Here is a 12,144-nt window from a genome sequence, read left to right on the forward strand (position 1 = left end):
AATGAGCCTGCATACATACTATAAGCTTAGCGAAGAACTAAGTCTCCACTTTTTGGGCCTAGAAGAGCTGAATAATACAGACTTAGCCCCAAAAGATAAGTATCGTCTCCATTTTGAGGTGCTGTTTCCAAAATTTGATATTAGAGATCCTTATTATGTCGAACTATGGCGGCTAGATGCCTTTTTTAAGACTCAGCTCGAAAATATTCCGCCTGAAAAAAATCTATCTTTTGATAAGCGCAATAAACATTATATCTACTTGACCAAGGAGGCTTTGTCTCTGGAGTTAATCGAGCTACTCATCCAATATTTGCTTGAAAAAATAAGCCGTTCTCTTCCAAGTGTTTTTTTGCCCCAAGAATTAGAAGCAGAATACCTTTATCAAAGTCAACAAAAGATAAGCTTATACACTCCTGAAATGTTTTTTGAGCAGCGAAACTTCTCTGTGAGAATTGATACCTTTATGAAATATGATGAGGAATGCCTAGAAAATTATGCTTACCAAATTATGCGTGACTATATGGACCGAAGAGAGGCCGATGCAGAAATTCTAAGTATAGAAGATGCCCCCAATAATCCCGAAATAAAAAATATTAGCGCTAGAGTACGCTTTCTGCTAAGAAAACAACCTTCTTTTATCCTTAAGTTCAGTTTTTATCCTGAGCAAACTGCTTTAAGCAGCCAAGAAGACTTAATCCTTCCCTTAACAATTAGTCCCCAACTCTTTCAGCTTAAAAAATTTATTCTAGGCAAAGCCTTTAATCAAGAAGAAATTAGCCATTGTCTAAGTCAAATCGTTAGAAATGGTACAGAAGCAATTCCTTCCGAAATTTATGGAGAAAGTCTAGAAGGCTTCTTTGATATAGAATATTAGTGAGCTGACAAAAAAACTTAGCTAGGTGCTTGTCCCTAGGCGATGAAAAGATTTTTAACTACATTTTTTTTCTGCTGAGAAAAAACTGCAGTGTTCTGTAGGTTAAAACCTACAGCAAGAGTACAAAAACAGCATAAAAAAAGTAGCCGAGGATTAAAATCCTCAGCTACAATCAAGGTTTTTTATGGGCCGATGGTTTTAACCTTCGGCTCATTTTATTGGATGTAGAATGGTCTCTTTTTTTGCTGTGGGTTTTAACCCACTGGTCCTAAAAAAACAACAGCAAAACTGCCGAAGAAAAAATCCCCTTTCAATTAGCGGCTTTCAATTAGTAATTAGGGCAAAAAAACTGCTATGGTCTGTAGGTTGAAACCTACAGCCATGCAACAAAAAGGCATTGCATTAAAAATGGAGGCTTAAAAGCCTCCATAAAAAACAAGGGCAGAAATTTCTCTTGGGAAAAAATGGATAAATCTGATGAATAATTTTTAGGGTGAAAAAAATAATTGGACCTGTAGGTTAAAACCTACAGCAACCGCTGCAAAACAGCATAAAAAAAGTAGCCGAGGATTAAAATCCTCAGCTACAATCAATATTTTTTATGCGCCGATGGTTTTAACCTTCGGCTCATTTTATTGGATGTAGAATGGTCTCTTTTTTTGCTGTGGGTTTTAACCCAGAGGTCCTAAAAAAACAACAGCAAAACTGCCGAAGAAAAAAGCCCAAAGAAAAAAAATGGATGAGCGGCTGAGGGATAGAAAGTGGTGCGGCGCAGCCGCAGACCAAAGTTTTTGAGCGCAGCGAAAAAACTGCAGGGCCGAGCAGACCTGCGAGCCACGACATAGCCCGACCCAAGGCCGTAGGCCGAAGGGGCAGCCCCAAAAAAATTTTATAGGTCCAGTTCTTTAAAGGTTTTTACTTTTTTGGCAAAATGCAGCCAGACAATACTTTTGCGCAAATAGCCCGTGCTATTAAACTGAGGTTTTTTGTTATAGGCATAAGCAGAGAGGCGTTCTTTGATCTCTGCTCTTTTTTTCCAGTGTTTTGGAAAGGCAAAGAAAAAATGCCAATGTGCTTTCACGATAGCGCCAATACTCCCCCATTTTCCTTCTTTCATAAAGCGAATGGCGGCCAAAGCATCCAATAAAAGTCGCCAGTATAAAAGGAGGAAGAGGCCCAAGCCCCCCTCTTTATTTTTGAGTAGGCAAACCAAACTGTTTCTAAAATTGAGATAATCTTTGCGGGGGTTATACATTGGGAGGGTTCCGCCGCCTACATGCCAAACTTTGGCCTTGGGACAAACATAAATTTGATAATTGCCTCTTTTTAATCGCCAACAAAGATCTATTTCTTCCATGTGTGCAAAAAAATCGGCATCTAATCCGCCAAACTGATGATAAAGTTGGCTACGAATGCAAAGTGCGGCTCCAGAAGCCCAAAAAATTTCTTCGGTTTGATCGTATTGCCCTTTATCTTCTTCTAATTCGGAAAAAATTCGTCCGCGACAAAAGGGATAGCCCCAATGGTCCATCCAACCGCCTGCTGCGCCAGCATGTTCAAATAAATTGCGCTGGGCTTCCATTAAAATTTTTGGTTGGGCGGCTGCTCGTTGGGGCGATTTTTCTAGGCAATGAATGAGGGGTTCAATCCAATCGGGACTAACTTCTACATCAGAATTGAGCAGCACATAATAATCTGCATGTTGCAATTGGGCCAAGCCTCGATTATAGCCTTCTGCAAAACCATAATTTTCGGGCAAGTCAATATAATAGCGTGGAATTTTTCTATCTGCAGATTGTGCGGGGGGCAAAGGTTGGTCGGCCGTGGCCATAAAGCGTTCAAAGCCCCATTTTTTTAGCCGATCAATAGAATCATCTGTAGAGCCGTTGTCAATGACAAAAAGTTGGGTATTTGCGTAAGTCGTTTGCAAAACCGAGGGCAAAAAACGCTCAAGATAATCGGCTCCATTATAGTTGAGTATGGCGATAGCCACCAGCGGCGCTTGGGCTGCTACTTTAGAAGTAGGCATTTTTATTAAAATTTATTGGTGGGCAAAAAAAGCGAGGCTATCTAGGCGATCTTGCGCCAATTGTGCCGAAAGTTGGTCCAAATTTTCAAAGCGAACATCCGCTCTTAAATATTTGAGCATTTCTACTTTGAGTTCTTGGCCATAAAGGTCCCCTTCAAAATCAAAAATGTTAATTTCGAGTGTAATATTTGGTTCATTTTCCAAAGTGGGGCGCGGCCCTCTATACAACATGCCCTGTTTTTTTTCGCCATTGGGCAAAATAACTTGCGCCACATAAATACCTTCTGGCGGCAAGAGCTTATAGGGATTCTCTACGGCAATATTGGCGGTGGGGAAACCTAGTTTTCGGCCTAGTTGCAAACCTTGCACTACTTTTCCGCCAAAACTATACGGCCGCCCCAATAATTGTTGGGCCAACATAATTTTGCCTTCAGAAATTGCTCTGCGAATTTTAGTCGAGCTCACGGCAATCTCATCCACTTCCTTTTTATCAAACTCTTTGAGTTCAAAACTGCGGCTTTTTTGTGCCTCTCTTAAAAAATGAATATCACCAGCGCGCCCTTTGCCAAACTTATGGTCATAACCAATGGCAATGCAAGCGGGCTGAAAATAATGCAAGAGAAATTGGTCCAAATAATCTGCTGGACTCAAAGAAGAAAAGGCTTCGGTAAAAGGCACCACCACCAAATGAGAAATGCCCGCCTGTTCCAAAATTTCGGCTTTTTCTTCCAAACTCGTCAACAAACGCAAGCTGGTCGGTTCGCCTCTTTTTTGGGCCAAAACAATTCGTGGATGCGGATCAAAAGTTAATAAAACAGTTTCTCCATCTCGCTCTTTAGCCAGTTGGACCAACTGCTTAATAATATGTTGATGCCCCAAATGTACTCCATCAAAAGAGCCCATGCTCAGCACTGCCCGCTTAAATTTGGGCAAAGCTTCTAGTTGGCGATAAATTTTCATCTAAAATTACTGTTCTGTTTCGCTATTGCTATTCTCTGCTTCCTCTTCCACCACAGGCTCCGGCCGAGGCGCAGGTTTATTTTTGCGGTAAGGACGAATACCTGCACCATAAACCCAACCTTCACGGCCATTTTTATCGCGCACTTTCACCCAAGGCTCTCGCGTAAATTCATCAACAGAAACTCTAAGGCCCTGTTCAAAATCCGTTACCTTATTCAAAGAAATCAATTCTTCGCCATGCGGCAAAATCCGAATCAATGTGCTATCCAAATAAGGGCCCGTCCGAAACTTTAAACTATCTAAAACCACATAATATTTAACCGCCGCCGCCTGAGGAGCAGCAGGCTGTAGCACCGCCGCACTATCCACCGCAACCACTTCTGGAGACGGAAGCTCTTCCGTTCGGCTACATCTAGACACCCCATACAATAAAAGCGAACCGATTAACAAACCACCGCTCACCAACTCAATGGGGCGCAAAACAGCCAACAAACCCTTTTTTTCTTTTGGGGCTTCCTCCAAATTTAACTTTATTTGTTTTTGTTGTTGTTTTTTGGCCTCTTCCTGGGCTCTTTTTCTTTCCCTTCTTTTCCGAGAGCTTTCTGACATATTCTCCGCAATTTTATAACGACTTCTAGTTTTTTGGGGCTTCCCCTTCGGCCCTTTGGGCCTCGGGTCGGGCTGTTTCGGGGCTCGCTATTCGCTCGGCCCTGCAGTTTTTTCGCTTTGCTCAAAAACTTGGGTCTGCGGCTGCGCCGCCCCCCTGTCCATCCCTAAGCCGATGCGGGCGCTGCGCGCCCTGTCCACCGCAATCTGGACCTGCGCCAAATTTACAAAAAAGATAGAGCTATTCAGAAATTTATTTAATAATGGCCCAAGCAAAAAAATGAGCATAACAGCCAACTAATTCTAAAATTGAAAGAATAAAATGGACAAAAAAACCGCTTACTGAAAATTCAGTAAGCGGTTCGCATCTTCTGCTAAAATCTATTTAAAAATCTAACTCCATCGCAAGAACAGGCAACAACCCACTTTGATAGGCATTGTAAATTCGATCTTCCAAATGATGATAAAAAGGCTGATACAAATTATTGACATTATTAGTCAAGTTTTGCACATCCAAAGAAAGGGTCAGAGAAGATTTTTTATAATTTTTTCGATACGCCAAACGCAAATCTACCCGATAATAAACAGGTACATCTTCATCTGATTGCCCTAAGGTATAACCTTGACTTTCATCGAAAACCATTCGGTTTTGGGCCAAGGAAGCCGCCGTATCGGCAGGCATATAACGATAACCGCCATTGCTCAACAAACGAGCACTACACAATAATCGTCCGCCTTTTGGCAAAGTCCACTCATAACCCGTGGTAAAATTAGCTACATAATTATTATCGTAGCGACTGCGATACCAATTATCATCAATCGCTCTATAATTAGATCTAAAAAGCGAAAGCGAACTCATCAAGAAAAAGCCTCTGCGAAATACTTTCTCAATGCTCAGGTCAATACCATAATTTCGGTTTGCGCCCAAAGAAGTAAGCGGAACGCGGCCAAAACTCTTTCTTTGATTGTATAACCAAAATGTACTTCCCGTCTCACTACCAATTGGTTGGTTACTCCCATACTGATACCATGCTTCCACCAAAGTAGATAAATCATAACGCAATGCTTGGCGCCAACTTAAAATAAGATGCTGCGAATGCGCAATCTTTAAAGTTTCGTTGGGGTTAATTTTGCTTTGTGTTTCATAAGTGCCCAAAGGCAACAATTGACCATAAACACCATAAGAAAGGGCCAATTTTGTTTTTTTGCTTGGTCGATACATCAAAGCTGTTCGGGGTTCAATACAATAAGTATTATTATAACCTTGAAAGAGCAAGGCCCCACCGCCCAAAATTTGCCAGCGCTTAGAGAGATTCCATTGAATTTGCGCATAAGCTCTGGCCCAATAATTAAACTTCAAGCCAGTTTGTAAAAAAGTATCTAGTCGCTCGGTATCGTAATTATAATAATCGTGATGCAAATCGTATAGCTGCCCATAAACACTCAATCCCGTTTTCAAACGAAACTTTTGATCTAGTTTTTTGCTATACACGCCTGAAATGCTGTATTGTTGGACCAAAAGGCTATTCGACTCAATCCGAACAGAATCCATGGGCGCGTTATTCACATTATAAATAGTTCCATTTACAGAAGCACCCAAAGTTGCTTGAAAATATGCCCCACGGCCCAAGACTTCACTATATTTCAGGCCCAAAGTTCCATTTGCAGTACGGCTATCAATACTATTATGATCCAAGCGATTGATCCAATTAGTCGTATCTTCCTTAATCAGCCACTGCTCAGAGCCCAAACCGCCAAGACCAAAAAAGCGAACTTCTTTTCGACGATCTTTTGATTCCCAATTTAAATTAAAAGATAAATCCTGAAAAGTATTGGCCACATTAGAACGGACCACATGAAGACCAAATTGAGAAAGCAATCCTAAGGTAGAATAACGATAGTTCACCAAAAAACTACTTTGTCCTCTCTGAATGGGACCCTCTGCACTAAAATCAATACCAATTACTCCAAATCGAAAACTATAAGCTTGATGATTTGGATTCCCCTTTCTAAAGTGCATATCCAAAATAGCAGATTGGGTATTGCCATATTCTGCAGCAAAGCCCCCTGCAGAAAAATCTGATTTATCTAAAAGCGCAATACTCAAAGCCGATACACCTCCATTTCTACTCATGGGCGCCGCAAAATGGCCCATTCCTAAGAGTTCTACCCCTTCTAAGAAAAAAGTTTGGGTAGCCGTAGGGTTTCCCCGAATAATCATATCTGCATTATTATCCCAATAAGATTGGACCGCAGGAAAACTGAGTGCCATTCGACTTGGATCGTTGATTGCGCCAGGATAGCGCTGTGTTTCTTCTACATTAAAGGAGCGAGAAGAAACTACAGAAGAGCTATTTAATGGCCGGTTTTCTCTAAAATCATCTCCCCATTTCAAATCCTTTTCGGCCTCCATACTCGCTTCAACATAAGCAGGCCGAGACGAGCGCAAAACAATATTGTCCGTATAAAAAGTACGGTAGCCTGCTTTTTGTGCTTTGAGCGTTTGCCGACCTAGTGGCACACGGTCCAAACGAAAATAGCCATCAGCATCAGAACTTGTAGAAATAATAGGGTAGCTATCTTCTACAAAAACGATGACCCCGCCCAAAGGCTCTAGGGTTTCTGCATCTATTAAGAGCCCTTCAATCAATTGACTGCCATTGCTTGCTTTCCGCTGCCCCCAAGCAACAGTCAATACACTCAAGAGCAATAAACTCAGGTAATACTTTTTCATAATTCAGTGTTCTCTAGGAGGTAATTGGCGAGTAATATCATTTTGTTGGGAATTTACTGGTTTATGACAAAAATACCGTCGTATAGGAACAGCTATATTTAACTTTTTTTAAGATTTTTTCTTGGGTCAACTACCTTCTTCTATCATATTTTGTTTCCCCCTTTATAAGTCCTTCAAAAGAAAATATCTTTTGGTCTTATACCTATGTCCTTATTTTTATTATGCTGGCCAAGAAACCTTTAAACTTTCTAGCGCCACTCCTCTGCTCATGAAGCAGAAAGTTATAGGGTATCTGCCCTTATTCATGGCTAAAATTCCCCTAAAGCATTAGGTATTACTATTAAATATTAAGCTCTAAATCAAACAAAAAATCAGAAGCGAAGCCGCTCCCCAGGCCCAGCGCTGCGCAGCCGTGGCCGCAGGCCAGACCAAGTTTTTTGAGCAAAGCGAAAAAAATGCAGGGCCGAGCAGAGCGCGAGCGGCGAAGCATAGCGGCGGCCAATCTAGGCCAAAGGCCTAGCTGGCCGCGGGCCCCAAAAACCTAAAAAATCATTGAACAAAAAAAGAGAGCAAACAAACTGTCTGCTCTCTTTTCATTTATCGCTTAACGAGTAAGCCTTGTTTAAAGCTTAGGAAGAGGTGGCGCATTTCTCGGAGTTCGGCCCCAATGCCTAAGATTTTCCATTCATTTTGGTAGACCAATAAAAGTAAGAGCTCGCGATTATAGCGGGCGGCTTGTGGGTGTGTGCAACTGATGGGGAGCAAAAGGGCTTTTTCTTCCTTAAATTCGGTGGCATAGTCAGGCCAAGCCTGAATTTCCCAGCGGTAGAGGGCTCTCAATCGGCAAAACTCTTCTACGGCTAGGCCGCCGGTACCGGCTAAATTGTGATTAAAAGCTTTGGAACTAGAGCGGGCGGCCAGGCCTTCCATATCTTCAGCTTGCAAAAGTTGCTCAAAATCTGTCAAAAAACCTTGAACTTCTTCTTCGGCGGCGGCTAAATGTACTGGTTTTTCTTCGGTTGTAGATTGTTGGCTTTCCCAAATAGCTTGTAGGGCTTCGGCAGCAGCACTTTCGGCAGCAGCCCAAATTTTTAGGCCTGCCGTTTCTTCTACCAAAAGCAGCCAGAGGCTATCGTTATAGCTTTCTTTTTGGCCCAAATAAAACTCTACTTCTAACAGAAGGTGTTGCTCATCTAAGCGTTCTTCTTGGCCTAGGCGAATGGCATCGCCTAATTCTAGGCAAGTTTGAAAAAAGTCGGATGCTGACAAAAATGGGGCATCTTCAAGGGCGACATTGGCCCAGAGTTGTTGAAATAGGGCCAAATTTTGGCACTGCAAACAGAGCTGAAACTGCTCTAACCAAGCAGAGGAAGAAGTAGACATATCGGCTGTTTTTTTGTTGAACTCATTTAACGGGAAGGAACAGTATGCTGCATGCGCTCTTGTAAACGAAGCAGTTCGGGGCATTGCTCGGCTTGCTGTTGTTCAAACTGTCGAATCAGCAGCTCTCTATTTTGGCGATTGAGTTTTTGTTCTAACTCTTGCAAAAGTTGCTCACCTCCTAAGCAGGCGATATTTTCGGCTACTTTAAGTTGCATACTATCTAAGAGTTGCAATTTTTGCCCAGGACTATTTTGCTGTTCCAAACTATCATAGAGAGGGAGAAGAACGCGGTTGCAATCGCACCAATCTTTGGCCAAATGCCTAGCCAATTCATCTGGAGAGGGTTGACAGGCCGTCAAAAATAGGGCAAAAATGGAGAAAAAAAGAAGACGCATAAATTTAGCGGAGTTTGGTCAGTAATTGGGCCAAATCGGGGCAACTAGCAGAGATAGCTTCTTCTAAGGCGCCTTCGAATTGGGCACGATCTCGAGCAGGCAATTCTCGCAAGCTCGTCTGCATTCCATTAAAATCGGCGCATTGATGAAAAGTTTTAAAGGCCGTTAGGTATTCGCCTTGAGCAGCTGTTTTGGGGGCTGCTCGAAAAGCAGCTTCTTTAGCAATCAATTCAGAAGTTTGGGCACAATCGCAAATTTTTTGTGCCGCTACTGCGGGTTCTGGCAGCTCTTGAGCGGGACTAAACTGGCTCAAGATAAGTAGCCACTGAAATAAGGTAGATAGCATATAATATAATTTAGGAATAGCCGACTTTCAGTTCGCCTATTGTTTAGAATGACAAAAATAATAAATCTATAGCATTTGGTCGAAGAGATCCCTTAACTCATAGAAAACTCCTAAAATTATTTCCTTTGGTTAGTGACCAAGGTAAAATAAAGTGCTCTCCATAATGGAGGCGCTTAGCAAAAAATTAAATCCTATTCTTAAACTTTAGAATCAGTTTTTTGTCTTTAAGTTTGCGTCACAAAAACAAATTTTACGTAAAAAAACAACTATATGCAGACTTTCACGGCCGAGGCCTATAAGCTCCATTTCTATATCAGTGAGGAGACTTTAGGGCAGATTCGTTCTGTTAGTCCCCAAATTCTTACCCAACTCCCCCAACTTGTTGACGATTTTTATGAACGCATGCTCAGCTACCCTAAATTTTCGGCCTATGCCGAATCAGAAGCACAGGTTCAGCATCTCAAGAACTTACATCTTCGCTACTGGCAAAGCTTTTGGGCTGCCAAAGTAGATGAGAACTACATTCAGAGTCGCAAGCGCATTGGCGAAGTACATGCTCGAGTAGGTTTACCTATGGACCTTTACTATGATGGCATCGTTCTCTTTTCGAAGTTATTCAAAACTTTTTTTCAGCAAGAAAAGATAGCCAGTTTCGATTTATGGACGGCCTATAATGAGTTGCTCAATATGGATACGGCCTTAATCGTAGATCGTTACAATTCTATTTCTAATGAGGTTCTAGAATTGCAAAACGCATCTTTATCTACCCCTGTTGCCCAAATTTGGGAGGAAATTCTATTTTTACCCATTGTAGGGATCATGGATTCTAAACGATCCAAAGATATTATGGAAACGGTACTCAATCAAATTGCCTCAAAACAAGCTAAGGTTTTTGTCTTAGACATTAGTGGAGTGGCTATTATGGATACCGCCGTAGCCAACCATCTCCTCAAAATTAGTAAGGCGAGCCGGCTGATGGGCTGCCGCTGCATTTTGTCTGGTATTTCTCCTGCAGTAGCCCAAACTATTGTAGAACTAGGCATTCAATTAGATGAAATTGAAACCAGCGGTAGTATGAAAGAGGCACTAACTACAGCCTTTGAACTCTCTGGCTTGCAGATTGCCAGTTTATAAATTCTTCGATAAAGATCATAAAAAAGTCGCTCCCCAATATTGGAGAGCGACTTTTTTACTGTGCAAACAAAGGTGGATTAAGCACCTTTTGTTTTGTCATCTACCTCAATCTTAATGGTCACATCACTTTTCTCTTTGATTTCGATGCGCTCTTCCTGAGCAGGAAGCATTCCCATTTTGCGTTTTAGATCATCCAAAGCAGCAGAAGCTGTTACGGTAGGATCATTGAGTGCAGTATCGATTTCATCATCAATCGTTTTGCTCTCATCAGCCATATCGCCATAAGCTTCAGCCAAAGATTCTTGCTCTTCCACTTTTTCTTTCATGCGCTCAAGCATGCTCATGGTTCCAGAAGAATCAATATTAGACAATTGTTTGTTGAGTTTGGTGGTTGCCTTACTCACTTTATCGCGAGCTTCTAGGCTGCGCAATTCGTTCTCCCATTTAGCGATTTGGCTTTTGAGCGTACGAATTTTGCCTTCCATGGTGGTCACCATACCGTCATATTTCTTCTTATTCTGAAGAGCCGACTGATATAATTTAAGGTTTTCCTCCCGACGAGCCAAAGCCTCAGTAGCTAGACGCTCAGCCTCAGCAGGCTCCATTTGTCCAGCTTGGCCTCTTTTGAGTAAAGCCATAGCTTTCTTTTCGTAATCATCCGCATTTTGTTTGTAGGTTTGTACTTCGCGGTTGGTACGAATTGCAATTGCCTTAACCTCAGCCAAACTTTGTAGGCTTTTGTCGAGGTCTGTTTTCAAATCGCGAATCCCCTGCTTAGTCATTTTAATGGGATTCTCTAGTTTATCAAGGGCAGAGTTAGCTTCGGCTTTACCAAGGCGGAACAAGCGCTTCAAAAATTGCCACATAGGTCAGATATTTTAGTTGATAGAAGAAGAGCGTTTAAGGCGCTCACTTAGATAAGATGATAAATAAAAGGAAAAAGTTCAATTATTTGGCCGCTACGTCCATAAATTCTTCAGCATGTTCTACCAAAGCAATCGCCATAGCGTTAATTGAAGACTCTAGCTCATTGCGGTCCAAATTCTCTAGGGCCAATGTGTCGCGGAAAAGCACTCGACGTCCCTCTTCATCCAAAACAAAAGCGCCATGAATGAGTTCGCGGTTAATCTGTAGCAAACGCTTCAAAAAAGCAGCGTCTTTTTCCTCAATATCAAAAATGTGCTGTTCCATAACAAGGACTTCGCCCTCGCAGTCCAACATTAAATTACAAATACCTTGATTCTCATTGTTTAATACAAAGATATTATCCTCCACGCTTTCATGGGTAATTTCATGGCCCATTTCCAGCAGATAATTCTTCACTTTTTCAAAGCTATTCATAGGGATGCGGTTATTGTGAATGAATATGATAGTCAGTTGCTCTTGCCCCTGTTCACTGGCTAATATAGTAGATTTTCGTCGGACTATCAAAGTTAGAATTACAAAATACTAGGCTTTTAGCACTTCTTTTTTTTCTTTTTTGGGGCCTCCGAAGCTTTGCCTTGGTTATTCCCTTCGGTCATCGAACGGCGGTCTAAACACCTTGTTGTCCTTCCGCAGCTCGCTGCTGTTTTGGGGCCTCCGCCTCGCTTCGCTCGTCGGCGCTACGTTTCGCAGCTCGCTATTCGCTCGGCCCTTCAGCCCTTCGGGCTTCGGTCTGGCCCTGCGGGCCACTGCTGCACA

12 protein-coding genes are annotated in these 12,144 nt (G+C 42.1%); 2 read left to right on the plus strand and 10 right to left on the minus strand.

The window, feature by feature from the left end:
• Window position 1: 1 nt before the first annotated feature.
• A complete protein-coding gene (locus PPO43_RS02035; protein ID WP_272620125.1) occupies window positions 2-874 on the plus strand; it encodes a hypothetical protein in 873 nt (290 codons plus the stop codon).
• An 889-nt stretch (window positions 875-1,763) separates the two neighbouring features.
• Here the strand turns inward: PPO43_RS02035 and PPO43_RS02040 are convergent.
• From PPO43_RS02040 to PPO43_RS02075, 8 genes are all read right to left on the minus strand, one after another.
• The gene (locus PPO43_RS02040) at window positions 1,764-2,903 is read right to left on the minus strand and encodes a glycosyltransferase family 2 protein (protein WP_272620126.1); all 1,140 of its coding nucleotides are present in this window, start codon (window positions 2,901-2,903) and stop codon (window positions 1,764-1,766) included.
• A gap of 12 nt (window positions 2,904-2,915) precedes the next feature.
• The gene (ribF, locus tag PPO43_RS02045) at window positions 2,916-3,863 is read right to left on the minus strand and encodes a riboflavin biosynthesis protein RibF (RefSeq protein ID WP_272620127.1); all 948 of its coding nucleotides are present in this window, start codon (window positions 3,861-3,863) and stop codon (window positions 2,916-2,918) included.
• 6 nt (window positions 3,864-3,869) lie between these two features.
• Window positions 3,870-4,472 carry an SH3 domain-containing protein gene (locus PPO43_RS02050; protein ID WP_272620128.1) on the minus strand — a complete coding sequence of 201 codons (603 nt, stop codon included), beginning with the start codon at window positions 4,470-4,472 and terminating at the stop codon, window positions 3,870-3,872.
• Between the two features lie 87 nt (window positions 4,473-4,559).
• Window positions 4,560-4,757 carry a hypothetical protein gene (locus PPO43_RS02055; protein WP_272620129.1) on the minus strand — a complete coding sequence of 66 codons (198 nt, stop codon included), beginning with the start codon at window positions 4,755-4,757 and terminating at the stop codon, window positions 4,560-4,562.
• 97 nt (window positions 4,758-4,854) lie between these two features.
• Complete coding sequence (locus PPO43_RS02060; protein WP_272620130.1) at window positions 4,855-7,203, minus strand: TonB-dependent receptor; 2,349 nt, start codon at window positions 7,201-7,203, stop codon at window positions 4,855-4,857.
• A 597-nt stretch (window positions 7,204-7,800) separates the two neighbouring features.
• The gene (locus tag PPO43_RS02065; RefSeq protein WP_272620131.1) at window positions 7,801-8,586 is read right to left on the minus strand and encodes a hypothetical protein; all 786 of its coding nucleotides are present in this window, start codon (window positions 8,584-8,586) and stop codon (window positions 7,801-7,803) included.
• Between the two features lie 26 nt (window positions 8,587-8,612).
• Window positions 8,613-8,981 (minus strand): hypothetical protein, encoded by a 369-nt coding sequence (locus PPO43_RS02070; RefSeq protein WP_272620132.1) that lies wholly within the window; start codon window positions 8,979-8,981, stop codon window positions 8,613-8,615.
• A gap of 4 nt (window positions 8,982-8,985) precedes the next feature.
• A complete protein-coding gene (locus PPO43_RS02075; protein ID WP_272620133.1) occupies window positions 8,986-9,327 on the minus strand; it encodes a hypothetical protein in 342 nt (113 codons plus the stop codon).
• A 270-nt stretch (window positions 9,328-9,597) separates the two neighbouring features.
• On the opposite strand from PPO43_RS02075, the gene PPO43_RS02080 reads away from it, so the two are divergent.
• Window positions 9,598-10,461, plus strand: coding sequence for a protoglobin domain-containing protein (locus PPO43_RS02080; RefSeq protein ID WP_272620134.1), 864 nt, complete (start codon window positions 9,598-9,600; stop codon window positions 10,459-10,461).
• A gap of 77 nt (window positions 10,462-10,538) precedes the next feature.
• On the opposite strand, the gene PPO43_RS02085 is transcribed toward PPO43_RS02080, so the two are convergent.
• Both PPO43_RS02085 and PPO43_RS02090 read right to left on the minus strand, forming a co-directional pair.
• Window positions 10,539-11,327, minus strand: coding sequence for a PspA/IM30 family protein (locus PPO43_RS02085; RefSeq protein ID WP_272620135.1), 789 nt, complete (start codon window positions 11,325-11,327; stop codon window positions 10,539-10,541).
• A gap of 82 nt (window positions 11,328-11,409) precedes the next feature.
• A complete protein-coding gene (locus PPO43_RS02090) occupies window positions 11,410-11,802 on the minus strand; it encodes a YbjN domain-containing protein (protein ID WP_272620136.1) in 393 nt (130 codons plus the stop codon).
• Window positions 11,803-12,144 lie beyond the last annotated feature (342 nt).

Source organism: Saprospira sp. CCB-QB6, assembly GCF_028464065.1.
Classification (GTDB): domain Bacteria; phylum Bacteroidota; class Bacteroidia; order Chitinophagales; family Saprospiraceae; genus Saprospira.